Here is a 25,107-nt window from a genome sequence, read left to right as displayed (position 1 = left end):
AGCGCTGGAGACTGCCGCTGCGTTTGTCGCATTGCCAGCCGCAATGACGATGGCGGTTTGCCTTGTGTTGCTGACCATCGACTGGCTTGGCGACACGATAAAATAGGGCTGTACGGCGACCACGGCAGAGGTCTGCGATCGGTCGCAACCAGTCCCCTCACCCCATTTACCCCCCGTAACTCTTCACCAGCGACCCCGCCACCAGCCCCCAGCCGTCCACCAGAACGAAGAAGATCAGCTTGAACGGCAGCGCCACCGTCACCGGCGGCAGCATCATCATGCCCACCGACATCAGGATCGAGGCGACCACGAGGTCGATGATCAGGAACGGCACGAACAGCAGGAAGCCGATCTCGAAGGCGCGCCTGAGTTCGGAGATCATGAAAGCCGGCACAAGCACCTGGATCTGGACCTCCTCGGGGGTCGCCGGAACAGGCTCGCGCGACATCTCCATGAAGAGCTGCAGATCCTTCTCGCGGACATGCTTGAGCATGAAGGTCTTGAAGGGCACGACGCCGCGATTATAGGCCTCCGTCGGCTGAATCTGGCCGGCGACCAGCGGCTGGATCGCGTTGGTGTAGGCCTCGCGCAGGGTCGGCGTCATCACGAAGCCGGTCAGGAACAGCGCAAGCCCGATGATCACGGCGTTGGGCGGCGCGGTTTGCGTGCCCAGCGCCGAACGCAGCAGCGACAGCACGACCGCGATGCGCGTGAACGACGTCACCATGATCAGGATCGACGGCGCCAGCGACAAAACCGTGATGACGGCGATGAGCTGCAGCGCCCGCTCGGCGACGCCCCCGCCCTGCCCGAGATCGAGCGACAACGTCTGGGCAAAGGCCGGCGAGGCGAGCAACGGCAGCAGCATCGCGGCGCCGGTCGCGCGGCAGCCGGTTCGCCGTCTCTGGAGTGTTCTGGTCAAGATCGCGTGGGCCTGAGCCAAGCGCCCGACTCAGTCGATCGGGCGCGCCAACGCTAAGGCGGGGCGCAGCGGCACGGCAACCGGCAGTCCTGCTTCACACGGTCACGGCCGGTGACAATCCTGTTGATCGCGCCCAGGCCTGTCGATCGCGCCCGTGCGGCGCGATCAGGATCGATGCCTTGCAAGGATCAGGATTTGGCCTTGGGATCGCGCCCCAGCAACCTAGCGAACTCCGCCTCGATGGCGTCGACCGAGAAAGGGTCGATGGCGAGCGGCTTCTTCTCGGGCTCCGGCGTCGCGATGGCGGGCGCCGCCTCTGGCTTGGCTTCCGGCTCGCTCGCAGCCGCAGACGCTGGCTCGGAGACGTCGATCTCGGGTTGGGCATCCACCGCGGAGGCTTCAACCGCAGGCTCTCGCTCCGGTGCAGGCTCCGGCTCAGGAGCGGGCTCCGGCTCCGGAGCTGCCGCAACGACCGGTTCGGGCTCGACCACGGGCTCCGGAACGGGAGGCGCCAGCGGCTCTGCCCGGATGAACGGTGCGAAAGCCGGCTCCGGCTTGGCAGGCGCTTCGGCCGGCTGCGCCGGCACGGCCGGCGAGGCAGCGCGCTCAGGCTTGAGACCCAGGGCAAGCTCGAGCTCGGCCTCGACATCGGCGGGCAGCGACACCGGCTTGCCGGTCGTCACGGGAGGAGCCGGCGGCGTCGGCGTCGGCATCACAGGGGCCGGCTCGGTCACGGCCGCGGCCTCCATCGCCGGCGCGACCGGCTCCGGCGCAGGAACCGGCGCTGATGTCGGCTCGATGGACGGCGGAGCCAACGGCACGGGCGGCTCGGGCATGCGCGGCGGCTCGCCAGGGCTGTTGGCGGGGCGCACGGCCGAGAACGGGCGCTTCAGCGCCTCCTCGAGCTGGCGCGCCATGCTGTCGAGCTCGACGGGGCTGGCCGTCGGCGAGGCGTGATCGCGCGCAAAGCTCGGCGGCTGCACTGCTGGCGCGACGCTGATCGCCGTGGCGACGCCGACGGCGGCGATCGCGGCGGCATCGACCTGCGACTGGGTCTGGGCCGGGCGGACCGGCGGCGCGGGCTGGACGGGGCGAACCGGCAAGGGCGGCAGCATGTCCGGCGCAGGCTGCGCGATCGCGGCCGGCGGGATCGACAGGTCCTGACGCGGCAGTTCCTGACGCGGCTCCGGCGGCGGCAGCGGCTCGAATGCCGGCGGCCGTTCCGTCGCGCCGGCATCGAATGGCATTGGCGCGGCGGCGCGGCCGCCGCTGCGCAGGATGTTGGTTTCGACGACGACGTCGGAGGCTCCGCCGATCATGATCAGATGCTCGACATTGTCGCGCCGGATCAGGATGAGCTGGCGCTGACGGTCGAGATCATGGGTGTCGACCACGCCGAGCCGGGGCTGGCGGGCCCGGCCACCGCCCTGCCCCTTCATCCGCAGCCGGCCGCCCTGGATCTGGCGCACGAACAGGCCGAGCAGGATCAGGAGAACGAGGATCACGACGGAGGCGACGATCACCTTCTGCGCCGTGGAGAGTTCGAGACCGAACAACGTCTGCAATGTTTGCCTCATGAGCGACGACGACGCCCCCGGGCGGCCGGTGTTTCCGCCCAAGGTTCAACACCTTGGCTATAGCATAGCGCCTCTCCTTTCGGGAAACATGGTGAATGCGTGGTTAACCGCATCGTCGAAGCGCGCCGATCTTAAGGCTTCGTTAACCATGCACCCGGCAATATTTTCCCAGTCGACGCCGGCCCGCCCGCAAGCGGAAGCCGGTACGGGACATGATCCGCACGGGACCAACGGCCATGGCAGATACGGGTTTGGGCGCAGGCGGCAACCTGATGCAGGCGCTGAAGACGCGCATGCAATGGCACCAGACGCGCCAGAAGCTGCTGGCCGCCAACGTCGCCAATGCCGACAGCCCGGGCTTTCGCCCGCTTGATCTGAAAGCGCCGAAGGTCAACCCCGGCCCCGCCGCCAGCGTCGTGCTGGCCCAGACCAGCAGCAGTCATATGGGCCTGTCGGGCCGCCCCGGCGGCTTCGACAGCACCCGCGCGCAGGTCTTCGATGTCGTGCCTAACGGCAACGCGGTCGTCCTCGAGGACGAGATGATGAAGGTCGCCCAGAACCAGGGCGACTACCAGCTCGCCGCCTCGCTCTACAGCAAGGGGCTGGGCCTGATGAAGATCGCGATCGGCAAGGGCCGCTGACCGGCGTGAACCGGTGAAAGACTTGCAACCGCAGGAGGACACGTCATGGATCTGATCAAGAGCATCGCGGTCGCGGCATCTGGCCTGCGCAGCCAGTCGGGCCGGATGCGCGTCATCGCCGAAAACCTCGCCAACGCCGATTCCGGGCCCGACCGCCTCGGCGCCGACCCCTATCGCCGCAAGATCCCGACCTTCACCCGCCGCTTCGACCGCGAGCTCGACGCGCAGCTGGTCGATCTCGGCCGCGTCCAGCGCGACCAGAGCGCCTTCCGCTCGAAATACGAACCCGGCAACCCAGTCGCCGACGCCTCGGGCAATGTCCGCATGCCCAACGTCAACCAGTTGATCGAGACCATGGACATGCGCGAGGCCCAGCGCAGCTACGAGGCCAACCTCAACGTCATCTCCTCCACGCGCCGGATGCTCCAGCGCACCATCGACATCCTGCGCGCCTGATCGCGCCGCAGGTCAGAGGAACCCGCACCATGGCCACACCCAGCTTCGCCGCCGGAGCCTATGCCTCGATCCAGGGAATGGGCGCGGGCGGCCTGATGCGCAAGCCGATGTCGGCCGCGACAGGCGCCGGCGCGGGCAACCCCGATTTCTCGGCCCTGATCGGCAAGGCGCTGGAAGCAACCGCCGATGTCGGCCGGAAATCCGACGCGCAGACGGCCAGCGTCGCAGCCGGCCGCTCCGACATCGTCGATGTGGTGACGGCGGTCGCCGAGAGCGAGGCCGCGATCGAGACGCTTGTGGCCGTGCGCGACCGGGTCATCGCGGCCTATGAGGAAATCATGCGGATGCCGGTGTGATGCAGCGTAACCCAGGAACGAATTCATGACCTCCGGAGCCATCCTCGACATCGCCCGCGACGGGATCGTCGTCTTTCTCAAGGCGGGCGGCCCGCTGATGATCGTCGCGCTCGCGGTCGGCCTCGCCGTCTCGCTGGTGCAGGCGCTGACCCAGATCCAGGAGCAGACGCTGGTTTATGTGCCCAAGATCATCGCGGTCTTCGCGGCGATGATGCTGTTTCTCCCGTTCATGGGCGACGCGCTTGCGGGTTATATGGGACGGGTCGCCGTCCGAATCGCCACGGGCGAATGAACCTGCCGTCGCTGCATCACGCCATGGCCCTCCATGGCGAGACCCAGCGGCGCCCCGACTGGCGCGGAAGCCCCGACAGGCCGATGCAGATCGCCATCCTCCCCGAGATCAGCGCCCTTTTCGTGCTCGTCTTCGCACGCGTCGGCACCATGGTGATGCTGATGCCGGGCATCGGCGAACGCTTCGTGTTCTCGCGCGCCCGGCTCTCTCTCGCCTTCTTCATCGCCCTGATGCTGTTTCCGGTGGCGCGCCCGCTGCTGCGCGTACCCGTCGATGTGCCCGGCGTCGTCAGCCTGCTCCTGAGCGAAGCGTTGATCGGGCTGTCGATCGGCGTCTGCGCGCGCTTCGTCATGGCCGCCCTGCAATCGGCCGGCGCCATCGTCGCCCAGACCATGGGTCTGGGCTTCGCCATGACGGTCGATCCGTCGGCTGGCCTGCAGAACCCCTCGATCGGCAACCTTTTGACCATGCTCGGCATCACGCTGATCCTGACCAGCGACCTGCACCATGTCGCCATCGTCGCGATCCATGAGAGCTACCGCGTGCTGCCGCCCAACGGCCTGCCCGAGATCGGCGACGTGATGACCCTGGCGATCCGCTCGGTCACGCAAGGTTTTGCGCTGGCGGTGCAGATCTCCGCGCCCTTCATCGTCTTCGGTCTGCTTTTCAACCTCGGGCTTGGCGTGCTCGCCCGGATGATGCCGCAGCTCCAGGTCTTCTTCCTCGCCGTGCCCGCCTCGATCCTCGGTGGCATGCTCGTGCTGCTCGTCGTCGTCGGCGTGATGATGAGCCTCTTCATCGGGGAACTCGGCGACTTCCTGCGTCAGTTGACGGGGAACTGACGCGACCATGTCCGACGAGGCCGACAACGAGGACAAAACAGAAGACCCGACGCAACGAAAGCTCGACCAGGCGATCGAAAAGGGCGACGTCGCCAGATCGCAGGAAATCGGGACCTTCTTCGTGCTCTGCGGCTTCACGCTGGCGTTGCTTGTCGCCGCCGGCTGGTCGGCCCGCGACACCGCGCTCTCGCTGCGCAGCTTCCTGATGAACGCGCATCAGGTGCCCTCCGACGGCACGGCTTTCATGCTCGTCACCAGCCAGGGCGTCATGACGGGGTTTGCAGCCGTCGGCCTGCCATTGGCCTTCATCCTCGTCGCTGCGCTCGCCGGCGCACTGATCCAGCACCGGCCGCTCTGGACCTTCGAGCCGATGACGCCGAAGTTCAGCCGCATCTCGCCGATGGCCGGCGCCAAGCGGATGTTCGGCAAGGAGGCCTGGGTCAATTTCGCAAAGGGCCTCGCCAAGACCGGATTGATCGGCGTCGTTGTCTGGATGACGCTCTGGAACGAGCATGACCGGCTCGAAAGCTTCGCGCAGATGAGCGTGTCGGCGCTGCTGCCGGCGACGCTGGCGCTGGCGATCAAGCTGATGGCGAGCGTGCTGGCGCTCTTCGCGGTGATCGCGCTCGGCGATTTCGGCTGGCAGCGCTTCTCCTGGTATCAGCGCCAGAAGATGACCAAGCAGGAGCTTAAGGACGAGCACAAGAACTCGGAAGGCAATCCCGAGGTCAAGGCCAAGCTGCGCCAGCTTAGGGCCCAGCGCGTGCGCAAGCGCATGATGGCCGCCGTGCCCAAGGCGACCGTGATCATCACCAACCCGACCCACTATGCCGTCGCGCTGCAATACGACCCCGGCATGGGCGCGCCGCTCTGCCTCGCCAAGGGCGTCGATGCCGTCGCGCTGAAAATCCGCGAGGTCGCCGGCGAGCACGATGTGCCCATCGTCGAGAACGTGCCGCTGGCTCGCGCGCTCTACGCCACTGTCGACATCGACGACGAAATTCCTGTCGAACACTACAAGGCGGTCGCTGAAGTCATCGGTTACGTCTTGCGCCTGAAGGGCCGGCGCGCCTAACTCACCAGAGCCGGATGATTTTAGGTCGAATCGACCCAAAATCTGAATCCGCCTCTAAAACATAGGGTTAGAGCAGGATTTCCGCGAAAAACCGGTTCCCACTTTTTCGCATCCTGCTCTATGACGATCAGGCACCTGATGCGGGCGCTGCGACCGCCAGGCTTGCGCCAACGGAACGGACCCCACCGCAATGAGCGGATCGACAGTGACCACCGCAATCGATCGCTCCGACAAGCCCGGACATATCGGCGTGATCCTGCTCGTAGCCGGGCTGCTGGTGGGCGCGGCGATCGCGCTCGGCTTCATCGCCAACGAATGGGCGCAGCCGCTGATCCTGGGCCTGCTCGCGCTGCTTTCGGTCGTCGGCGTGTTCGGCCTGTTCGCCTTCGCCATCGGGCTGGTGCAGTTCTCCGGCCGCGCCGCCCGCAATGACATCACCAAGATCGTCGTCGACAGCGCCGATGACGGCGCGGTCGTGACCGAGGGCGACAACCGCATCGTCTATGCCAACGAGGCCTATCTGACGCTGGCCGGTGCGCGCGGCGCCAGCGACGTGCGTCCGGTCGAGCGTCTCTTCACCGGCCGCGCCGATGTCTCGGAAGCGATCTACCGGCTCGCCACCGCGGCAAGGGAAAACCGCCGGCTGGCCGAGGAAATCCGGCTCGAACCGGCGCTGGCGGGCCGCAGCGGCGTCGGCTGGTACCGCGTCCGTGTCTCGCCCCTGCGCCGCGACGGCAGGCCCGCCACGCTCTGGAGCGTCTCGGACGTGACGCCCGAACGCGAGCGCCAGGAGAACGCCTTCCAGGAACTCCAGCATGCGATCGACTATCTCGACCACGCGCCTGCGGGCTTCGTCTCGATCGACGCCGATGGCGAGGTTTCCTATCTCAACGCCACCCTCTCCGGCTGGCTCGATTTCGATCTCGCCCGCTTCGGCTCCGGCGGCCTGCATCTCGACGATATCGCCACGCCCAATGCGGCCGCGCTCGTGCGCGCCATTCACGGTCAGCCCGGCGATGTCCGTGTCGAAGTGCTCGATGTCGACCTGAAGCGCCGCAACGGCGCGACCTTGCCGGTCAGGCTCCATCATCAGGTCGCCTTCGGCAGCGACGGCCGCGCCGGCCCCTCGCGCACCTTGGTGCTCAACCGCACCTCCGGCGAGGCCGGGGCCGACCAGCGCAGCGACGCCGAGGTCCGCTTCGCGCGCTTTTTCCATTCGACGCCGATGGCGATCGCGACCGTCGACAAGACCGGCGCGATCCTGCGCTCGAACGCGGCCTTCACCCGCCTGACCCAGACCGGGCCGCAGCCCGCAGCGATCCAGAATCTGGTCGCCCCGGGCGCCAACGGGCTGGAGCGCGGCCTCGTCGAGGCGATGGACGGCCGCGCCGACATCGCCCCGCTCGATGTCACGCTAGCCGGCGAGGACGGCCGTTCGGCCAGGCTCTACCTCTCTCCCGTGGCCGCCGCCGAGGATGGCGACGGCGAGCGCGCCATCGTCTACGCGCTGGAAACGACCGACGAGCGCAAGCTCAAGGACAATATGGACCAGGCCGGCAAGATGCAGGCCGTCGGCCAGCTTGCCGGCGGCATCGCGCATGATTTCAACAACGTGCTGCAGGTCATCATCAACGCGTCGGAATTCCTGCTGGCGAGCCACCGACCGACCGACCCGTCCTTCCCCGACATCATGCAGATCAAGCAGAATGCCTACCGGGCGGCAGCCCTGGTCAGGCAACTGCTCGCGTTCTCGCGCCGCCAGACCCTGCGCCCGCAGGTTCTGGAACTCGGCGACGTGCTCTCCGACCTGTCGCTGATGCTCAAGCGCGTCGTCGCCGACAAGGTCGGCCTCGACGTCCGCCAGGGCCGCGACCTTTGGCCGGTCAAGGCCGATCTCGGCCAGCTTGAGCAGGTCATCGTCAACCTCGCGGTCAACGCCCGCGACGCCATGCCCAATGGCGGCAAGCTCACCGTGCGCACCCGCAACGTCGCAGCCGACGAGGTCCCCGGCTTCGGCCACGCCGCTTTGCCCGCCGACGACTATGTCCTGCTCGATGTCGAGGACACCGGCACCGGCATCTCGCCCGAGCATCTCGACAAGATCTTCGAGCCCTTCTTCACCACCAAGGAGGTCGGCAAGGGCACCGGCCTGGGCCTCTCCATGGTCTACGGCATCGTCAAGCAGACCGGCGGCTTCGTCTTCTGCGATTCGGTGATGGGCCAGGGCACGACCTTCCGCATCTTCCTGCCGCGCCATGTCGCGACGCAGGAGGAGATCGCGGCCGAGGCCGCCGCGAAGGAAGCGCCGAAGAAGGTCGCCGCCGACCATACCGGCGCAGGCATCATCCTGCTGGTCGAGGACGAGGACGCGGTGCGCGCGCTCAACGCCCGCATGCTGATCTCGCGCGGTTACACGGTTCATGAGGCGGCGTCTGGCGTCGAGGCGCTGGAGATATTCCTGATGCATGACGGCAAGATCGACCTCGTCGTTTCCGACGTGGTGATGCCCGAAATGGACGGCCCGACGCTCTTGGGCGAACTGCGCCAGCGCAACCCCGACACCAAGGTCGTGTTCGTCTCCGGCTATGCCGAGGAGGCCTTCCGCAAGAACCTGCCGGAGGGGGAGGAATTCCAGTTCCTGCCCAAGCCGTTCACGATGAAGCAGCTCGTCGAGACGGTGAAAGCCGCGATGGGCTGAGGCCCGCGTCAGGTCCGGCATTTTGCCCGTTGCGCGGCGATCGGCTCGAAATGTGCAGGCGAGGTTTGGCGGCCGCGCGGCGTCTTGCAATCGACGCGACGGCGTGCCCGATGCCTGCCTGATCCGCATATCGCGGACGGCGCGCAGAGCTGCGGCCCAAAAGCAGGAACGGAACGATGTGGCCATCGGCATTTGCGAAGATCGTCAGGAAAATCCGAGCCCGACTGCCCAAGCCGGAGTTTCCGACACATCCGATCGACGCCCAATACGGCATCGAAACCTCTTCGCGCGTGAAAGCCGCACAGATGTCGACCGGCGACGATCTCGTCGACCGTGAGAACATCGGCTATGTCGGCTCGCAACCGAGCCTGATCCGGCGCGCGCTGGCCAGGATCGACGACCTTTCGCAGGCGACCTTCATCGATCTCGGCTGCGGCAAGGGCCGCGCGCTTGCCGTCGCGAGCGAATATCCGTTCCGGCGAGTCGTCGGCATCGAGGCTTCCGAACCGATCTGCGTCCAGGCCCGCGCGAATGCGGCCGTCATCGCCCGGAAATTTCCGGAGCGAACCGCGATCGACATCGTCCACGGCAACGCCGCCGCGCCCGCTTTGCCGGAAGCGGGCCTGGCAATCCTGTTTTTGTACAATTCGTTCGGGCTGGAACTGATCGACCAGCTTGTCGCCCATCTCGCGCGCGCGATCGCCGCCAGGCCCGAACTCAAGCTCTTCGTCATCTACTATAACCCGGTCTATTTCGCCTCATTCGACGATTCCGGCGCCTTCGCACGCCATTCCGCCGAGAAGAACAGGTTCTCACCTGAAGAAACCGGCAGTTCGCCCTTCGGCAACGATTTCGACAGCGTCGTGATCTATCAGAGCCTCGGCGCGACGATGCAGCCGCAACATGACGGAGCCGATCGCGAAATCCGGATCACGGTGCCAAGATATGGCGCGGACGTCGCCATGGAGCCGATCTGACGGAGGCGCCGGGAAGCGCGCCCCCGCAAAGCACCGCGCGAGACCGCAGGGATGTGGCTCCCGGCATGATTGCGACGTTAGACCCGGCCTTTCGAACCGATTTGCTCACAGGATTGCGCGAGAACAAAAAGGGGTATGGCGATAGCCGACAGGCTGAACCGCTTCTGACCAGAACAGAATCAGGACGAATTTTCCCGAGGTCACTACCAATATTGGGCGGTGGATGGCTCGCCGAGAGGCGTCGTACAGTTCCTCTGCGCCGCTAACTTCATGATGTGCCTAATTTCGGCATCCGGAAACCGGCAGCAGGCCAGAGGTCAGTACCTATTTGCGGGCTTGGCGGCAGGCTCATCGAGCGGGTCGTGAGGTCAACTACAATGTGAACCGCATCAAGTTTGTTGGAGGCTCCAACTCCAGAGAAGGTGGAGCCACGACGAGAAAAACGATAAACAAGTTTTCTGATTTCTGTTCAATGGTGGCCATGGTTCATGGCTTGTGTAACAGACCGGCGTTAAAACACGCCTTCATCACTGATTCCTTAGTTTTAGGATTGAAAAATGGATATACGGACAAATGTTTATGCCAACTATAACAATTTTCCAATTGATGAATAATTTTTGTTTCTGATATAGCTAAATCATAAGCTCCAATTATACAGTATGATTTTACCAACAGCTTCCTGATATTTGTAAAAGATGGCCTTAATACCAACACGTTATTACATTCGACTATTGATTCTTCGTATTGCTTTGAGAAAAATAGACGTATTGCTTCGCATGCATTAATTATAGACCAATATGGATCATATATTAAGCAATCTTTTGCCCTTGATATAGATATCTTTGATTCTTCACACCGCTCCATATAGCTAAGCGTGATTGAGTGATACATTTGACTTATACCGCAGTTTGGATTTTTTGCTAATGCTTTAACAAAAAGCGAATCGGCCTCTTCGAACCTATGTTCGACGAATGACAACAGATGGGCACGAACAGATAGAGCTATCGAATCATGCGGATCAAGAGATTGAGCACGTTTGGCAAACTGACTTGATTCAGCAAGAGACTTGGCGACATTAGGAGCCCAGCCCTGCGCTACCCCTGTCAGCAAAGAAAGCGCCAGATAGGCATTTACGCGAGCGCTGTCGGGCCTCATTCGTACGCAATCAAGTAGTAGCTGCTCGCTTTCCCTCCATGCGTCGCGATCGAAGTCGTAGATCGCAACCACGGCTCGCATCAGTTTTCCACGGGCCGTCAGGGCGCTGTCCGGCAAGAGAGCAATTGCTTTCGATTCAGCGTAAACGATTTCGGGATCAACGGCCGCCGCAATTCGTCCAGCGCACTTGTAAATCTGGCTATAGTCTAAGTCGAATGAGATTTCCTCTGAATGGTTCCAAATAATAAATGGAGCGTTGATAACGGTCTTAGCATCGGAAACCAATGAAATAGTTAGTAAATATCCGCCTGCCCCCTCGATCAGTGAGCCATTTATATAATACGCCGCACGCTCCAACTGGCCATTTCCGCTAACTGCGACGGTAAGCCATCTGTGGCGCGATAGAGCTGACGCAATCTGAAAGGTCAATTCTTGAGAAAGGCCCTCTAATGCCGATCCAGATCCAACATGAGTAAATTTCTTTATTATAACAGAGCTATTTTCATCGCGTTCTGTTGAAATATTAATATTTTTCAGCCAATTTTTTCTAAATTCGACCTGCCCAGTAGATAATAAACTTTCAATCCATCCATCAAATGGAATCGATATTCCTCTCATATCCTCCAATAATAATTGGAATTTATCCAATGACAAATCTATATCACTATTTTGTAAAGAGACACACAAAACAATCTTATCTAGATCTAATCCAATAAAATTACGGTCAGCAATCAAAATTTCCAGACCGGCGCTTGCGAATGATCGTCTGATATCAGAAAGACTTTGACGTAGACTGGCGTTTGACTGCTCTTGAAACCTGTTGCTCCAAAGCAGCGCTTCGGCACGTTTACGAAGCACCCTTTTTTCGCCGCACATCGCGAGATAAGCTACCAGAGCGGCGGACTTCTTCGTAGAAAAGCGAATCTGCTGCCCATCTTCCGACTGAAGCGCAAATGGTCCAAAGATCTGCATTCGTAGGCTTTGTGCCGCCGGATTCAATCTGGGGAACGACGATCTCTTGGTCTTCGTAGATGACATGAATCGCATTCCCGCCCGCGTGCAATTTACGAAATTCACAAACTTTTCACACCCTTTTTGCACTCAAGCCCCGGTGTTTTGTTTATCAGTAATATTGTAGTCATTCCGGCTACGTTTGCACGACGGGAGATTATCGACATGGCACCGACAATGAATAAGAAATATATTAAGGATCATATGAGCCAAATTCATACGCCGGATTCTTGGGGTCGAGCAATAATCTACCATATGCTTAGCGAATCTGCGGAATCTATTGGCGAAAAATCCGTCTCATCGGCCACTGTGAATGGAGTTTTTCATGTATCTCCCGTTGAGCCGACGGGTTGTATTCAGCTATGTTATGAGACGCCGATCGGCCCGATCTGCGTCCACGTGAACGTTTGACTAGCAATTCACTGCGGCTGCCGATCTTATGATCGGCAGCCGCTCAGAGGATATAGACATGGAACGAGAATTTAGAGTTGGTGCCCAATTGTCGCCATACGGACTTATGGTCAAAGAATGGGCTTCTCTGATTCAGGGAGAAGGGTCCCCTCCCGAAGATTGGCAGGGCGAAGCAAAATATTGGCTTAAATGGCGAACTGATTTATTGGCACTTATCGCCGATATACTTTGGCCGACATACGACCAAAATTCGGGGCTATGGAGCGGAAACTCTACTAATATTATGGAAGAATTGACTTATTGCGATTTTGAATTGTTTAAGAATCTTAGACCGGTTTTCGAACAAGCCGTTAAACTCCCCGATGGACCGTTGTTAAATAGCGATCTATTTCGTATCGAGGATGAACCGGATGTTTCTGATCTAAGATCTGGCGCATTCATTGATCGAAGCGGTGACGCAACTCTTTTTAAATATCTGCTAGGCAATTTGAGCGAACGCCGCGCACGACAAATTACAGACAAATATATATTTCGGATGGGAAAAAAGGCTGGCAATATTGACCTTGAGCTGAAAACATACCTTCAAAGGCCGCGCGCTTTTCAAGCGGCTTACATTCTCAGGATTTTAGATTTTTCTCATCAACACGCAAAGTCGGCAGTAACTCCTTCTATGATAAGCGGCCATTGCTTTGAGGCGTGCATGGGAGGACTGGAGGCCCGAAGAGTTGCTTTAGAGGAAGGTTTCGGAGCTGACACGATAAATTTGATAGCAAGACATACCGTCGATGTGGGGGATCGGCGTGTTTTTGCAGGAGTGCATTACGCCAGTGACAATATAGGATCTTGGATAACAGCAGTAAAAGTGGCTCCGATGGTAGGTTTTAGTAAAACCGACATTTCATGGCTAATTTCATCAATAATCGATAACAGTATCGTTTATCGACATTTATCAAATCATATTGCTAATTCTTCTGCATCACCATATAAAGCATCGCTAGATAATTTTATAAATGGCGACATATAGAGCTTCAGAATTTTTAATAGCGCAATTTTTCGCATTAATATTAGATCTATACGTTTATTATATGATTCATATTCGCAATTACACGACTTCGCAGTCGCCGAGCGGCTTGAAAAGCTATTTCTTATCGCGACGATTTGCGACCGCGCTTCATCGTTTCCGGGACAACTGCCCCTTTACTCGGCTCGCGAAACAATTCTGAGACGTGAATATTTAGAACCCTGGCGAGCTTATCGAGGACATCCACGGTTGGGTTGCCATTATCTCGCTCCAAGCTTCCTACATACGATCGGTCCAGCTGCGCATCGAATGCGAGGCGCTCCTGAGAGACGCCCCTCTCGACCCGTATTCGACGTAGATTCCACGCGACAAGCGCCCGCCCATTCATGGACGCAAGCGGCCATTTCAAGGGGTATTAAACCACTGGATATAACCATCAAATTTCGCTTATTGTAACGGCGGGTGGATTGATGGGGAAATGCGAAATGCGCGGACTTTCGGTCGCGATTGCAGCGGGTTTAATTATTGCGAGCGCCCAGTTTGCGCATTCTAGAACATTCGCAGGCACGACATGCTATATGGGCGAATGCGCTCGTAATTATATTGTCCGGGCTACCATCAAGAAAAATGGCGTCACAGAAATACTCGTCGAGACGCAATTTTATGATTTTAAACGGCCGAAAACAATTCTTGGCCAACCCCAGTTCTCAACTCATTGGGTCTCATGTCGTGCTGGTCACAGTTATATTGAGAACGAAGCTCGTATCCGCAATGTGCAACCCAATCAGGAGCCAAGTCATGCGACAGAGCCTGTCGACAAGCTTTGGTCGAGTGCCTGCAAGCGATCAAACAGCCATGACGTACGAGAGCGCCTTGAGGTTGAACAGCCAGCTGGCAGCATCGCGATGCCCGCCGGCTCGCAGCCGCTCCGATTAGGCGGAGCAATTCGCTAAGTTCGTGAAGGCAGTTCAGCAGGTTCGATTAATTTGGGAAGCAAGGATACCCTTCATACGAATTATATTATTTAAGGAAGATGAGCACCGGCGAACAAGGGCGCGGATTTGGCTAATCTAAGTCATTGATATCATTGACTAAAGTAATTGCGGAATTTGTCTTTTAATTGCATGCCTATTTGCCGCTTCGCGGAAATCGATTTCGAGAGGTTCGACGGGTCGCAGTTCAGTCGCCTTGCGAATTCCGTCAGCCCAATTTCGGCAATTTTGGCTTTCGCTAATTCACGCAATTTGCCGACCTCGGCCATTTCATAGTTTTGTCGACCGATCCCAGCAATTATTTTGGAGACAGTCGGTGCCGTAATTGTTCCACCCTGTCCGGCTTTGCGCAGGGTCGTCCGGGAAATGCCGGAAGCCTCAGCCAGCTTCCGATCACTGCCACATGCTCTGGCGAGCAGGTCGGCAAAGACCGCCTCGATTTCAGGGCTGATGACGTACTCGACATTCTGATCGTCGTCCGATCCAAGATAGTGCTGCTCCTCCCATTTGTTCGCTTCCTTGCCAATGAAGCGGACACGGACCGCCTGGACGTGCCGCCGCGTTGTCACACCGTCATCAAGACGATCGGCGTTTTCGAATTTCGATTCCGGGCTGAGGTGGTAGGTGCGCAGAGCGTCGGAATAGGATTTGAGCTGATCGCGGCCGATGGGGGTCCCCGTCTCACGGTCGAAGCAATGTTTTGCCGCATCGGCCGTGTTGCTGAAATACGGTGCGATCGGTCTCAGCGGGGAACTGCCGGCGCGCGTCTGATTTCTGGGAGCCAACATGGCGTGCTCAGCTTGAAGCGCGCACATGAAGCCGAATGGCTTGACCTGCTCACCATAGAGTCGTGATGCGTTATAGCCTTTGAACCATCTTAGCAGCTCCGGGGTCGTGGCGGCATAGCGCGACACGGCTGGATTGCGCAGGCTACGATGATAGTCGAGCGACACCACGGCTGGCCTGTCGGTGTAGGCAGCGCAAATGATCTTGAACCACAGGTCGTACTGCCAGCGCCGAACACCGATTTCAGAGAGTTTCGCCGATGGCGCTGGGATCGCCAACGGCGCTTCATGCTCTGCGTAAGGATCGAGGAGATGCCCGAGCCCATGCGCCGACGCCTTCCGAATGGTGGGCACGCCGTCGGCATCTAAATTGAACAGGGCGTAGCGCTTCGACGAAATTGCGAGGCAATAAAGCGGGGCAATGTCGCGCGTTCCGATGGCGAAATTCGCCTCCTCGGTTTTAAGCAGCGGTCCTTTCTGCTCATAGGGGTTGAGCGGCAGGAACCAATCACAGACGCCTCTGGCGCGGTCGATGAATTCAGCTTCGCCCATGCCGTCTGGCTTTGCGATCGCCATGCTGTCGGTATCGCAAAATGCCCAATCCAAGCCAGCGTCAACGATCGTCCGCTCCGTCAAAGCCAGCATCAGCCGCGCCGCGCCGGTAATGAGCGTGCCGAGCAGCGGGTGGAAATAGCTGCCGGGCTTTTCCGAAACCGTCGTGCCAATTGGAAATGACTTGTCGCCGCCAAAGTGGCAATCGCGCCGTTCCTTTTTGTCTAGGTCTTCGACATTCACTTCTATGAAGATGCCGTAGCTGGTCGAGTTGGCCAGAATTTTCAGCGCGTATTGTTCGCTGTCCAATCGTTCCCGTTCCGCACCAGTCGCCGCTTCCATGCGCCGCTTGATGCGCGAGCGATGGTCGATGAGATGGCGATAGGCATCGTCTTTATATGGCTCGATCGCGGGACCGTGCTTTCCCGCGATTCGAACTGCTTTCAAGCCAGGCTGCGGCGGGCCAGCTTCGAAGGTTACGGCGCGAATAACCTCGGGAAACTTGCCGATCAGGAATTTCGACGCGAGACAGTCGGCGAGCGTGAACCACAGGTTCCCGTCGTAGCTCAGGTGATTGAGGCCTATCGTGGTCGAGCCGGACGCCACACTCTTACTGGTCGGTGGCTCGTATCGCGCCCGAACCGGCAGAATATCACCATTGGGTTTGATCTGAACCAGCGTCGCAAGGCGCGGCCAATTCTCCGGCTTTTGCAGATCAGCCGGTGTCGCGCTGGCAAGCCAGTCGGATGTGTCGGTGGTGCTATCGCGGTGGTACATCGCGCCGGCGATCACAAATGGCCAAAGACGCATCAACGTGCAGACAGTCGGGTACATCGACAGGAAGTCGCAATAAAGAACCCGAGTTGGAACGCGCCGGATGTGGACCTCAGCCCGGCCGCCGAAATACGTGCTGAGAATGGCGCCCACAATCTCATCGGGAAAATCAGGCTGAAGCTTGCGCCACGGCTGGATACCCATTTCCTTGAGATAGGCTTTGCCCAAGCCGGCTTCGCTGAGGATTTGGCTTACCTCCGACAGCGCCAGACCATGCTCGTCAAACCGCTTTTTCAGCTCGACATAGGCTTCCCAGGTCACCTGCACATCCTGCATGGCGTAGCTAAGATATTCGAGCGTCAGACCTTTGCCGTGGTCGTCGGTGTCGGCCTTCTGCGTCTCGAGTTTGAGAAATTTAGCCAGAGAGCCGAGCGAAAATGACCGGCTCGTCAGCGCAGCAGCGATGGTTTTAAGATCGACGAATGCGCCGCGACGTACGGGCGGCTGGTCGGTTTTTCGGGCCCGGCGATTATCGGGGCGCTTTTTTTTTTGCGCCGCGAATTGAATAAGAGCTGCGCGCCTGGACAAATGCTTGACTTGGACGCGCGGCTTCCAGGGATTGTCCGACAGTCGTAAGGTATAGCCACCCTTCATTTTTTGTCCCCGCGCTGAATCGTGATCCACCGCAAGGCGCGATAGGTCGAACGGCAGATTCAGACCGACGATGCGGGCGCGCAGGTCGAAAGCCATGCCGTAGAACACGTCATCGACGAAGGTGGCGACGGTCATGCATTCGAGACCGCGCTCTTTTGCGAAGGCCTGAAGCAAAACGAGTTCTGCCGGCGACAGTGTGGCAGGGTCGTAAAACATCCCGGCCGTGTAAATCGCATCGCCTTCCCGAAACTGAAATCCGCCAAATCGCAAGCGCTGTGACGGGTCGGTCGTCGTTTCCACATCGAAGACGAGCGTGAATTTCGACGGCCCTGCTTGGCGCTTGCGCTTCCTCGACGTTCGCGGTGCTGCCTTAAGCGGAACATAGGCGCGAACGAATATTTCCTTCGGCTGCAAGATGGTGGTTGCGGCCTGTGTTGTCGGATGATGAAGGATGGTCATGCCTGATCTCCCACGGTCGGGGTTTCTGTGCCCGCAAGTTCGATGAGCTTGCGGCCGAATTCGTCGAGGCGAACGATAAGCAAGCGAAACAAGTCCGCGATCCCGAGTAGGTAGCGCCCGATAATCTCCAGTATATGTGGTGGCATCGGTCCCATTGGCGGATGATCTTTTTGCAATTCTGTCAGCTTTCGGTGGCAGTTACGGCATTCGATGACAGTGTCATCGTGTATCGCCCTGCCGGCGACATGGTGATTTTCAAGGCAATGGGCGAAATCCTCAACGCAATGAAGGCAGCGCGGATCATTTGAGCCAAGTCGTTCGTGAGCGCGTTCCAAACGGATCGCGCGCTTCAATGCAACTTTGTCTTTTGGGATTATCATCTGATGTTTCCTTACTGAATAAGTCGGTAAACCATCTCGAAAGCCTCGAAATCGCTGTTTGCAAGCTGATGGATGGTATTCGGCCTGGTTTCGAGGAAATGCGTTCTGCCTGCCGTGTCTTTGACCGACTGGCCTTTGAACGGCGCAAGCAGCGTCGCGTCGTTCGTTCGGAGAAATTTTTTCACCGTCACATCATGGTTTCCGATGAGCGACGTTTGATCAAAGCCGGCAACTTTCAGGACGCGTTGTCCTGTGGTCGTAAAGGTCGTCATCGCTCGCGGGCGGTGGTCGGTGAAAACCCATTCTCGTCCCTGCCGCTTCGCCAGCGCGTTCTCGCGAATGAACTTGCGAAAGCGCTCGGCTGAGACGCCTGCCTCTGCGGCAGCGCGGGCCTGGCTTTGAGTGCGGCGAAGCTCTTTCAGAGCCGCCTCAAGCCGTGCCATCGACGCCGCTCGTGTCGGCGGGGCGCGGATGGGGGCTTCCCCTGCTTTGGCGTGGCCTCGTGCTTGGGAGCGTGTGAAGCCTCGCAATAGGGCTCTATTCAGCCTCAACTGGTATTCGCGTTTAAAGTCTCTCGAACTTGCCATGTGACGCCTCTACCATCGCCAGACCGTCGGCGGCTGGTGAGGAAAGGAATCGGCAGGATGTCTATCGAGTCCACGACTCAGGTTCTCGCGAACTTGAGAACTTGAGAATCAACCTTTTGACGAGCTGTCTCGCAAGCCTTGCAGAGCTCTGGCGACAGATGCATAAGAAAATCCTCGTCCCGTAGGGCAGTTAATATTATTTTTTGAAAGTATTGGTAACATTTTTTGCCAAATAGCTTTTATTGTTTTGCAATTTTTCAGTCGACCTTCATCGGTCATGCGTAAATATAAATCTCTGATAACATTATTCATTGCGATGGGGCCTGATTTTTTTTGTCGCTTTATCTCAAAACTGTATGAATCATTAATTTTGACTGATGAGCGTAAATTATTCCGAGTTTTTCTGAACTTCATTATCTTTATCTGTACGTATTTTAAATTTGATATCTCAAGAGTTGAACTTTCCCATTTAATTATTGAATCAAAACTAAAAAGATGATTTGGAATTATTTCTAAAGGTGCGTTATCGGCGGGCAATACCTTGATTCCTACTGCGAGGTGCTTTCCGGAGGCGAGAGCCTCCATGATCTCGCGCCATCTCATTTTCCGGTAAACACCGCGCGCCTCGTCGGATTGAATTTGCTGGTAGGCGCGGAGCCCGACTCGATCCTTCACGTCAAGCCAAGCGTCTTCCAGCGGAACGCCTTTCTCCCAAACATGACGTGGATCAGGATTTTCCAAGTGCTTTCCGCTCAATAAATCAATAGAATCAAGGAGGTCGCCGGCTCCGAACAAAAGGATCACCATGCAGCTCGACAATGTCCAGACTGATGATGACCGTTGGGCTTGGCGCTCTCAACTGTGGGCCGGTCGCTCTCATACGCCGAAGCGCCCGGCAAAAACACAGCGACGAACTGAACCGCTAATCTTGTGCGGCCACGGCGTCGCCCTGAAAGTAGAATCCGGCTCGCTCCTGGTGCGCAACGGCTTCACCCACCATCCGCAAGAGCGCGAGGAATTTCGCTTCTTCCAGGGAAGCCTGGATATCCCACCGCAGATCATCATGTTGGACGGCAGCGGAAATATCACATTCGACGTGCTGAACTGGCTTGCTGAGCAGAACGTCACCCTCACCCGGCTTACCTGGCGAGGTGAAATCGCGACCGTCTCTGCCCCCAATGGCTACGCCGCAAATCCGCACCGCGTACAGTGGCAGCGGGAAACCCGCGCAGATCACGCAGCTCGCATGGCTTGGTGCATCGACCTGATCTCGAGCAAAATCGAAGGCTGCATTCTGGCGCTAGAAAAGGCGATCCCGCGTTCGTCGCGGTGGAACGCCGCGATGGAGCGGGCATATGCGGATTTGTCGACGCTGGAATTAACGCCGCCGCGCGACATCGCCGGCTTGCGTATCATCGAAGCCAACAGCGCAGTGGCGTACTTCCGCGCGTGGCGTGACATCCCTATCAAATGGCGGGGCCTTACGCGAAACCCAATTCCGGACGACTGGAAGACAGTTGGCGCGAGAACATCGGAATTTGCATTGGCCGGCAACCGCAATGCCTCCCACCCCGTGAACGCGATGTTGAATTACGCCTACACCGTTTTGGAAAGCCAGCAGCGCCTGAAGGCTGTTGCTGAAGGGTATGACCCCACGATCGGCATCATGCATGAGGGCGGGAACGGCGCGTCGGCTTTCATTTTCGATATCATGGAGCCTGAGCGATCAAAGATCGACCGCGCGATGATGAATTTCATTCGCATCCATACGTTTCATCCGGCCGATTTCACGCTTCGATCTGACGGTGTCGTACGGCTCAATCCGCAGTTGGCGCGGACTTTGACCGCTTTCGCGTAATGATTGGCCCATTCCTGACGACTGGGATGTCCGCTTCAGGGCGGTTCACCTCTAACTGGAGGCCTTCGCCAAGCGCTTCGTTTTTGGCGCTCCTGCAAGCGCCTCGATCGAGAGGATGAGTTGGCGGGAATACGTGTGAGATGCCTCAGTCACACTCTCGACGCTCACGCCGAAAACCATGAACGCGCTATGGACCATTGCGAGCACGATGACGATGACGAGGCGGCGGCTCTGGTCGTCAAACTCAGACCACACGCCGTCGAAGTAAAGCAAGGCCCCGCTTCCGATTATCAACGCGAGGTTCAGGCCAAGCGCGAACGGCTTGAGACCTAAAAGATTGCGCCGAAATCCGTAGGTCACGTTTTCGGAAAAGAGGATCGCGAATTTTGTGGCGCTGCGTGTATTCTCACGCAACCAAGCTCCACAACGCTCGTAGAAGACATCCGCGCCTTCGGGGTCTTCACGCTCTCCCTTCTCTGTGGGCGGTTCGCGCCCAATCTTCGCGCCGACAAATGCATGGTAGTGCCTCTTCGTTTCGCGGTCGAACTCAGTGTCGGAGAACCGGAGCATAACCACAGATGGCTTGTTGGTCCGTTCCGCGAACATCTCCGCCTCCAGGCGCTTTCCCAACCGGCGAGCGGTGTCGGCTGCGGTAAAGACAAGGACCGGGATCGCCAACGTGGCGAGAAGATTGGACAGACCGAATTTGCTCCAAGAGATCAGGATCGCGAGGGCGACCAATGATGGCATTATCGCCAGAAGCGCTGGATAGTAACGCGCTCGGAGCGTGTACGTATCGAAGACCTTACCCATCAGTCGTCCTCGACATTGTCAGAGAACGCCTCAGGGGCCTTCTGAACGCCGCCGCGCGCCTCCGAATATGGCCAGTACATGTAGGTCGCGCTGCGCTCTACGAAAACTGCATAACCCCGACGCAAGAACGCGTTCTTGACCTTCTTGCGGGGATGTTCCGCTTTATTCCGACCGACCATGACGAGTGCCGCCCCTCGCCTCTCGCTACCTCCGTTGGGCTGTCCGAGCCACGCATTCAAGGCTGCGGGGGTGACGTTTCGGCGACTTCCTTGATGAGGAATCTGGATCAAATCCAGGCGGCCCAAGAGCCCGTGCGCGTGTGCGAATTGAGCCGCTTCCATTAGACCGGCAGGCCCCACATCTGCTGTCAACAGCACCTTCTTGTCGCCATACATTCCAAGCTGCACCACACTCGACTCATTGGAAGCAGACGTTGCCGGGGGGGCGGGATCGAGCGTTTCAACCCCGATCGTCTCCTGGATTCTGTCGAGCACGCTCTTGCCCAATCCAAGAAGCGAACCGAGCGCGCCCTCACTCCTGTACGGAGGAGGTGTTTTATCGAGATCAGGGATCAAGGCGACGTATCTTGCCCGCGAAGGCGCAAGTACCAGGAACGGCCCGATCCACTCCCCTTGAAAAACTTCCCGTGGCTCCATGCCTCGCTCACGGGCGAGAGCTTCAAGTTCGACAAGGTATTCGTGATTGCCCCGGACGTACTTGATCCACCCGTCGATGGTCCACGCACCATGGAAATGGTGGATTACTTCCTGAGCGTAGAGCCAGGGTCTGTTCATCCACAATCTGGAGACATTGAACCGCTGGAAAACCGAAATGAGACCCTTCGCGTGATCGTTATCCGCATGAGACAAAACCATATCGGCGATAACTACGTTTTTGCCGTAGCTAGTCTCTATGTGCCTGATCATCTCCAAGCCGATGTCCGTGTAGCCGCCATCGACGACATGGAGGTAGAAGCCGTTCTCGTCTCCGTACTTGACGACAATGGCATCGCCATTGCTGTCACCGACCGGAAGGAAGTCCACTGAAATAGGCATGTTTCCTCTTTGAGTCGCCGCGCCGTCCGACCTCGAATCATCACGCCTGTCCCGCTTCACCGCAACTAAAACGGGAGGCTGCCTTGTGGTTGCACCCAGGATTCATCGGCGGATGAAGATGCCGGGGCTTGCTACGCCAAGAGCAGACGATACGGTGACGCAACTTTCGCGAGATCACGGACGCCGATGACGCCAAAATCCGTCTACCACCTCGCGGTTGCAACGAGCTTTGCTGTCGTGCTTGCGTCCCCCGCCGCGAAGGCGAACCGGACAGCGGGTCAGCTTCACAATGGTTGTGAACGTCTCGACCGTTCGGTCAAATTGACGGGTGACAGCGTCGAGTTCGAGCGAGACTTCGAGACGATCTACTGCTGGGGCTTCGTGTCAGCCATGCAGCAAGCTTCCGGCATGTTCGTTGAGGGCAAGAGCATCTTGATGTCGTGCGTTCCCCCGCAAGCCACCCTCACCCAACTGATCAAGGTGTACGTGGCCTGGGGTAATCGCAATCCGGCGAAGCTTCACCAACCGGCTGCAGCCTCTGTCACCCAAGCATTCATGGAAGCGTTCCCGTGTGGGAAATGAAATTGATGCGACCCGTTTATCTTGGCTGCGCAGCCCTTCTGAGTTTCATCGTAGGTGGGTGCAACCCCGAAGACCTCTTCGCCTCCGATTTCAAGAAGTTCACGAGGTGCGTTGAAAGCACCTCGAAAGACGGGTTAGTCCAGAAGGGCATCGCCAAGCAGGTATGCGCGGCCAAGTACAGCACGACCAAAAAGGTGGATATTGACGCGACCGGAAAATTCAGTTGGTGCGGCGTTGAGCCATGCACGTTGTTCGAGGTCAATGGGCTGAATAAGAACAACAAGACCATCATCACCCGACTGGACGTCGTTGTGACTGCTGGCGGCCGATCCATAAATGGGCATGCCGAAAAACAATGGTTTGAGCCGGGCATGAGCATCACGGTGTGGACCACGCTGGATAGCGCGGTCACACAACAAGAACGCGCTGCGGTCTCTTGGGGCGTCCGCGAGATTCACGGCATAGACATCGACGGCTAGGGGGACGCAAATGGCTCGCGCAATTCCAGGCCAGTCCGATATCGGTCTCCCGAACATCGAGATCGTTCCAAACCCGAGTGCCAACTCATGGGACGTTTACGTGACGCCTTCCGAAGGTCGGATCGCTGCGGCTGGGTATGATCCTTCGACCACATTGGTCGCGCCCATTCCAATGATGGGCATCGACTTTCTAAACAAGCGCTTTTTTATTCGGCCGCACGAGACACTTCCTGGCATCGGGGGCATCTGCGACCCAAAGTACAAGAATATCCAAGCAATTTCGCTAGACCTAAGTCTGTATTTTCACTCAACCGGCCTACCTATTGTTACCAGCGATGACGTTTTCAGTGCGCTTGAGTCACTTCCAAGTGGCATGGTCAAAGACGCGAATTTTGGCCTCGGATTTAAGCAGAGCTACCGTTTTATCGTTTCGGCTCTAAACAGCATAACTCAGAAGAAAGTGATCTATATTGGGAACAATCTCCCGCATTATTGGGAGTATCATATCCCTATGAGCCTTTACCAGGACATCGTAACTCAAATCAATCGCATCGATTCTCGTGCAAAGGCTGCGGAAGCACAAGTCAAAGATACCGTTACGTACAATCTCCTGGCAGAATATGAGGGCCTAAAACCGAGAGAATTCAAACTCGGCAAAGCGAAAATCCGGCACTTGCTCACACGCTTTCTTAGCGATGAGGACTTCGCGGACGAGACGATTCAAGAAGAACTCGTCTCGACTTTGGCACGATCCGCTGAGAAGCTCGCTAGATTGAATTCCAAGGTCACCGAGGAATTGGTCTCAACCATCCAGAAGAACCGGCTGGAGGTGGCGATCGAGCGCTTCGAGCAGATGATGGCTCAAGCTCGCAGCGAACTGGAATGGCAGAAATTCTTCGAGAACGACCCGTTCCTGCTAACATTCGCCTTCGGCCATCCAATCACATTCGTGAACGGGCAATCATTTGTCGGCGGCAAAAGGATTGATGGTAAGGGCGAGAATATCGCCGACTTCTTATTCAAGAACGCGTTGAACAACAATGCTGCTCTCATCGAGATCAAAAAGCCTCAGACGCCACTGCTGAAACCATACCGAGACAGCGCAAAGGGGCCACACAAGGAGCTTTCTGGCGCAATTGTCCAGGTCCTCAATCAAAAGTACGAACTCGCGCGTCGCTTTGACCAAATGCGAACCGATAACGACTGGCACGGCGAAAACGAGGTCAACGACTTCGACATCGATTGCATCTTGGTGGCAGGAACGATGCCGTCAGACAAGATGGACCGGCGATCTTTTCAACTCTACCGTAAAAATTCGCACGGGGTTCGCATAGTTACATTTGACGAAATCCTTCATCAACTCAAGCAAGTTCACGAATACATGAATGAGGGCGACGCGAACTCGCTTGTTTGAGCGTCAGCATCACCGAATCTTTCACGAGGGCTTCAAAAGATGTCAAATCGCGTTGAAGCTCAGCCCTCTTATCGCGTTGAATGTCAGCCCCCTTGGGACCTGCTCGGACGTGCCGATGTCGCCCCGGCTGAGCTGGTCGGGGTTGCTCGGCCGGGGCGATTTCGGCGTCCAGTGCGCGACGGAGGATGACGTTGTCAGGCTCGGTTTTTGAAGCGCCAGCTCTCGTTGCCGGTCTCGATGATGTCGCAGTGATGGGTCAGCCGATCGAGCATCGCGGTCGTCATTTTGG

25 protein-coding genes are annotated in these 25,107 nt (G+C 58.1%); 14 read left to right on the top strand and 11 right to left on the bottom strand.

Annotated features, from left to right (window positions below; translation table 11 throughout):
• Window positions 1-166: 166 nt before the first annotated feature.
• Together fliP and AC1DZY_RS17205 are read right to left on the bottom strand one after the other, a co-directional pair.
• Window positions 167-868, bottom strand: coding sequence for a flagellar type III secretion system pore protein FliP (gene fliP, locus AC1DZY_RS17210; protein ID WP_476821359.1), 702 nt, complete (start codon window positions 866-868; stop codon window positions 167-169).
• A gap of 242 nt (window positions 869-1,110) precedes the next feature.
• Window positions 1,111-2,487 (bottom strand): hypothetical protein, encoded by a 1,377-nt coding sequence (locus tag AC1DZY_RS17205; protein WP_476821358.1) that lies wholly within the window; start codon window positions 2,485-2,487, stop codon window positions 1,111-1,113.
• A gap of 248 nt (window positions 2,488-2,735) precedes the next feature.
• Between AC1DZY_RS17205 and flgB the strand changes: the two genes are divergently transcribed.
• The 8 genes from flgB (at window position 2,736) to AC1DZY_RS17165 (ending at window position 9,836) form a co-directional block, all read left to right on the top strand.
• Window positions 2,736-3,140 (top strand): flagellar basal body rod protein FlgB, encoded by a 405-nt coding sequence (gene flgB, locus AC1DZY_RS17200; protein ID WP_476821357.1) that lies wholly within the window; start codon window positions 2,736-2,738, stop codon window positions 3,138-3,140.
• Window positions 3,141-3,185: 45 nt separating this feature from the next.
• The gene (gene flgC, locus AC1DZY_RS17195) at window positions 3,186-3,596 is read left to right on the top strand and encodes a flagellar basal body rod protein FlgC (RefSeq protein WP_476821356.1); all 411 of its coding nucleotides are present in this window, start codon (window positions 3,186-3,188) and stop codon (window positions 3,594-3,596) included.
• A gap of 29 nt (window positions 3,597-3,625) precedes the next feature.
• Complete coding sequence (gene fliE, locus AC1DZY_RS17190) at window positions 3,626-3,952, top strand: flagellar hook-basal body complex protein FliE (protein WP_476821355.1); 327 nt, start codon at window positions 3,626-3,628, stop codon at window positions 3,950-3,952.
• 25 nt (window positions 3,953-3,977) lie between these two features.
• Window positions 3,978-4,244, top strand: a complete 267-nt coding sequence (gene fliQ / locus AC1DZY_RS17185) for a flagellar biosynthesis protein FliQ (protein WP_476821354.1) — start codon at window positions 3,978-3,980, stop codon at window positions 4,242-4,244.
• 83 nt (window positions 4,245-4,327) lie between these two features.
• Window positions 4,328-5,086 carry a flagellar biosynthetic protein FliR gene (gene fliR, locus AC1DZY_RS17180; RefSeq protein ID WP_476821525.1) on the top strand — a complete coding sequence of 253 codons (759 nt, stop codon included), beginning with the start codon at window positions 4,328-4,330 and terminating at the stop codon, window positions 5,084-5,086.
• A 7-nt stretch (window positions 5,087-5,093) separates the two neighbouring features.
• Window positions 5,094-6,161: a flagellar biosynthesis protein FlhB gene (gene flhB, locus AC1DZY_RS17175; protein WP_476821353.1), complete on the top strand. Its 1,068-nt coding sequence runs from the start codon at window positions 5,094-5,096 to the stop codon at window positions 6,159-6,161.
• 190 nt (window positions 6,162-6,351) lie between these two features.
• Window positions 6,352-8,859, top strand: coding sequence for a cell cycle histidine kinase CckA (gene cckA / locus AC1DZY_RS17170; RefSeq protein ID WP_476821352.1), 2,508 nt, complete (start codon window positions 6,352-6,354; stop codon window positions 8,857-8,859).
• A gap of 176 nt (window positions 8,860-9,035) precedes the next feature.
• Window positions 9,036-9,836, top strand: a complete 801-nt coding sequence (locus AC1DZY_RS17165; RefSeq protein ID WP_476821351.1) for a hypothetical protein — start codon at window positions 9,036-9,038, stop codon at window positions 9,834-9,836.
• Window positions 9,837-10,322: 486 nt separating this feature from the next.
• Here AC1DZY_RS17165 and AC1DZY_RS17160 read toward each other — a convergent pair whose 3' ends face one another.
• Window positions 10,323-11,963 carry a hypothetical protein gene (locus AC1DZY_RS17160; RefSeq protein WP_476821350.1) on the bottom strand — a complete coding sequence of 547 codons (1,641 nt, stop codon included), beginning with the start codon at window positions 11,961-11,963 and terminating at the stop codon, window positions 10,323-10,325.
• 508 nt (window positions 11,964-12,471) lie between these two features.
• On the opposite strand from AC1DZY_RS17160, the gene AC1DZY_RS17155 reads away from it, so the two are divergent.
• Window positions 12,472-13,437, top strand: a complete 966-nt coding sequence (locus AC1DZY_RS17155; protein WP_476821349.1) for a phosphatase PAP2 family protein — start codon at window positions 12,472-12,474, stop codon at window positions 13,435-13,437.
• Between the two features lie 121 nt (window positions 13,438-13,558).
• Here the strand turns inward: AC1DZY_RS17155 and AC1DZY_RS17150 are convergent, their stop codons facing one another.
• On the bottom strand, window positions 13,559-13,822 hold the full coding sequence (locus AC1DZY_RS17150) for a helix-turn-helix domain-containing protein (protein ID WP_476821524.1): 264 nt from the start codon (window positions 13,820-13,822) through the stop codon (window positions 13,559-13,561).
• A 97-nt stretch (window positions 13,823-13,919) separates the two neighbouring features.
• Between AC1DZY_RS17150 and AC1DZY_RS17145 the strand changes: the two genes are divergently transcribed.
• The gene (locus AC1DZY_RS17145; RefSeq protein WP_476821348.1) at window positions 13,920-14,387 is read left to right on the top strand and encodes a hypothetical protein; all 468 of its coding nucleotides are present in this window, start codon (window positions 13,920-13,922) and stop codon (window positions 14,385-14,387) included.
• 131 nt (window positions 14,388-14,518) lie between these two features.
• Here AC1DZY_RS17145 and AC1DZY_RS17140 read toward each other — a convergent pair whose 3' ends face one another.
• The 4 genes from AC1DZY_RS17140 to AC1DZY_RS17125 all read right to left on the bottom strand — a co-directional run bounded on the left by AC1DZY_RS17140 (window position 14,519) and on the right by AC1DZY_RS17125 (window position 19,424).
• Window positions 14,519-17,650 carry a DNA polymerase domain-containing protein gene (locus AC1DZY_RS17140; RefSeq protein ID WP_476821347.1) on the bottom strand — a complete coding sequence of 1,044 codons (3,132 nt, stop codon included), beginning with the start codon at window positions 17,648-17,650 and terminating at the stop codon, window positions 14,519-14,521.
• Entirely contained in the window at window positions 17,647-18,030 is a 384-nt protein-coding gene (locus AC1DZY_RS17135; protein ID WP_476821346.1) for a hypothetical protein, read from the bottom strand. Before AC1DZY_RS17135 ends, AC1DZY_RS17140 begins: the two co-directional genes overlap by 4 nt.
• An 11-nt stretch (window positions 18,031-18,041) precedes the next feature.
• Window positions 18,042-18,473, bottom strand: coding sequence for a hypothetical protein (locus AC1DZY_RS17130; protein ID WP_476821345.1), 432 nt, complete (start codon window positions 18,471-18,473; stop codon window positions 18,042-18,044).
• Window positions 18,474-18,725: 252 nt separating this feature from the next.
• Complete coding sequence (locus tag AC1DZY_RS17125; RefSeq protein ID WP_476821344.1) at window positions 18,726-19,424, bottom strand: hypothetical protein; 699 nt, start codon at window positions 19,422-19,424, stop codon at window positions 18,726-18,728.
• On the opposite strand from AC1DZY_RS17125, the gene cas1 reads away from it, so the two are divergent.
• Window positions 19,423-20,475, top strand: coding sequence for a CRISPR-associated endonuclease Cas1 (gene cas1, locus AC1DZY_RS17120; RefSeq protein ID WP_476821343.1), 1,053 nt, complete (start codon window positions 19,423-19,425; stop codon window positions 20,473-20,475). The two genes, AC1DZY_RS17125 and cas1, sit on opposite strands and share 2 nt — an antisense overlap.
• Before the next feature lie 51 nt (window positions 20,476-20,526).
• Here cas1 and AC1DZY_RS17115 read toward each other — a convergent pair whose 3' ends face one another.
• Together AC1DZY_RS17115 and AC1DZY_RS17110 are read right to left on the bottom strand one after the other, a co-directional pair.
• On the bottom strand, window positions 20,527-21,288 hold the full coding sequence (locus AC1DZY_RS17115) for a hypothetical protein (RefSeq protein WP_476821342.1): 762 nt from the start codon (window positions 21,286-21,288) through the stop codon (window positions 20,527-20,529).
• Entirely contained in the window at window positions 21,288-22,343 is a 1,056-nt protein-coding gene (locus tag AC1DZY_RS17110; RefSeq protein WP_476821341.1) for a ComEC/Rec2 family competence protein, read from the bottom strand. The genes AC1DZY_RS17115 and AC1DZY_RS17110 overlap by 1 nt, the downstream gene beginning before the upstream one ends.
• A gap of 186 nt (window positions 22,344-22,529) precedes the next feature.
• Here AC1DZY_RS17110 and AC1DZY_RS17105 point away from each other — a divergent pair, with 186 nt between their 5' ends.
• Genes AC1DZY_RS17105 through AC1DZY_RS17095 form a run of 3 tightly spaced genes read left to right on the top strand, consistent with a single transcriptional unit; the run spans window position 22,530 to window position 24,818 of the window.
• Window positions 22,530-22,925 (top strand): Rap1a/Tai family immunity protein, encoded by a 396-nt coding sequence (locus tag AC1DZY_RS17105; protein WP_476821340.1) that lies wholly within the window; start codon window positions 22,530-22,532, stop codon window positions 22,923-22,925.
• Complete coding sequence (locus AC1DZY_RS17100; RefSeq protein WP_476821339.1) at window positions 22,913-23,404, top strand: hypothetical protein; 492 nt, start codon at window positions 22,913-22,915, stop codon at window positions 23,402-23,404. Before AC1DZY_RS17105 ends, AC1DZY_RS17100 begins: the two co-directional genes overlap by 13 nt.
• 10 nt (window positions 23,405-23,414) lie before the next feature.
• Window positions 23,415-24,818, top strand: a complete 1,404-nt coding sequence (locus tag AC1DZY_RS17095; protein ID WP_476821338.1) for a Shedu immune nuclease family protein — start codon at window positions 23,415-23,417, stop codon at window positions 24,816-24,818.
• 194 nt (window positions 24,819-25,012) lie between these two features.
• Here the strand turns inward: AC1DZY_RS17095 and AC1DZY_RS17090 are convergent.
• The coding region (locus tag AC1DZY_RS17090) for an ATP-binding protein (protein ID WP_476821523.1) at window positions 25,013-25,107 on the bottom strand (95 nt) is incomplete at its 5' end.

It is taken from the genome of Allobosea sp. P2_A10 (genome assembly GCF_056405115.1).
This window is presented reverse-complemented; position numbering and strand designations above follow the sequence as displayed.

Excerpts from the sequence above, each read along its gene's own strand:
- fliP (WP_476821359.1), bottom strand. The coding sequence starts at position 868 with ATGCTGCTGCCGTTGCTCGCCTCGCCGGCCTTTGCCCAGACGTTGTCG.
- flgB (WP_476821357.1), top strand. The coding sequence starts at position 2,736 with ATGGCAGATACGGGTTTGGGCGCAGGCGGCAACCTGATGCAGGCGCTG.
- flgC (WP_476821356.1), top strand. The coding sequence starts at position 3,186 with ATGGATCTGATCAAGAGCATCGCGGTCGCGGCATCTGGCCTGCGCAGC.
- fliE (WP_476821355.1), top strand. The coding sequence starts at position 3,626 with ATGGCCACACCCAGCTTCGCCGCCGGAGCCTATGCCTCGATCCAGGGA.
- fliQ (WP_476821354.1), top strand. The coding sequence starts at position 3,978 with ATGACCTCCGGAGCCATCCTCGACATCGCCCGCGACGGGATCGTCGTC.
- fliR (WP_476821525.1), top strand. The coding sequence starts at position 4,328 with ATGCAGATCGCCATCCTCCCCGAGATCAGCGCCCTTTTCGTGCTCGTC.
- flhB (WP_476821353.1), top strand. The coding sequence starts at position 5,094 with ATGTCCGACGAGGCCGACAACGAGGACAAAACAGAAGACCCGACGCAA.
- cckA (WP_476821352.1), top strand. The coding sequence starts at position 6,352 with ATGAGCGGATCGACAGTGACCACCGCAATCGATCGCTCCGACAAGCCC.
- AC1DZY_RS17165 (WP_476821351.1), top strand. The coding sequence starts at position 9,036 with ATGTGGCCATCGGCATTTGCGAAGATCGTCAGGAAAATCCGAGCCCGA.
- AC1DZY_RS17160 (WP_476821350.1), bottom strand. The coding sequence starts at position 11,963 with ATGCAGATCTTTGGACCATTTGCGCTTCAGTCGGAAGATGGGCAGCAG.
- AC1DZY_RS17155 (WP_476821349.1), top strand. The coding sequence starts at position 12,472 with ATGGAACGAGAATTTAGAGTTGGTGCCCAATTGTCGCCATACGGACTT.
- AC1DZY_RS17150 (WP_476821524.1), bottom strand. The coding sequence starts at position 13,822 with ATGAATGGGCGGGCGCTTGTCGCGTGGAATCTACGTCGAATACGGGTC.
- AC1DZY_RS17145 (WP_476821348.1), top strand. The coding sequence starts at position 13,920 with ATGCGCGGACTTTCGGTCGCGATTGCAGCGGGTTTAATTATTGCGAGC.
- AC1DZY_RS17140 (WP_476821347.1), bottom strand. The coding sequence starts at position 17,650 with ATGACCATCCTTCATCATCCGACAACACAGGCCGCAACCACCATCTTG.
- AC1DZY_RS17135 (WP_476821346.1), bottom strand. The coding sequence starts at position 18,030 with ATGATAATCCCAAAAGACAAAGTTGCATTGAAGCGCGCGATCCGTTTG.
- AC1DZY_RS17130 (WP_476821345.1), bottom strand. The coding sequence starts at position 18,473 with ATGGCACGGCTTGAGGCGGCTCTGAAAGAGCTTCGCCGCACTCAAAGC.
- cas1 (WP_476821343.1), top strand. The coding sequence starts at position 19,423 with ATGCAGCTCGACAATGTCCAGACTGATGATGACCGTTGGGCTTGGCGC.
- AC1DZY_RS17125 (WP_476821344.1), bottom strand. The coding sequence starts at position 19,424 with ATGGTGATCCTTTTGTTCGGAGCCGGCGACCTCCTTGATTCTATTGAT.
- AC1DZY_RS17115 (WP_476821342.1), bottom strand. The coding sequence starts at position 21,288 with ATGGGTAAGGTCTTCGATACGTACACGCTCCGAGCGCGTTACTATCCA.
- AC1DZY_RS17110 (WP_476821341.1), bottom strand. The coding sequence starts at position 22,343 with ATGCCTATTTCAGTGGACTTCCTTCCGGTCGGTGACAGCAATGGCGAT.
- AC1DZY_RS17105 (WP_476821340.1), top strand. The coding sequence starts at position 22,530 with ATGACGCCAAAATCCGTCTACCACCTCGCGGTTGCAACGAGCTTTGCT.
- AC1DZY_RS17095 (WP_476821338.1), top strand. The coding sequence starts at position 23,415 with ATGGCTCGCGCAATTCCAGGCCAGTCCGATATCGGTCTCCCGAACATC.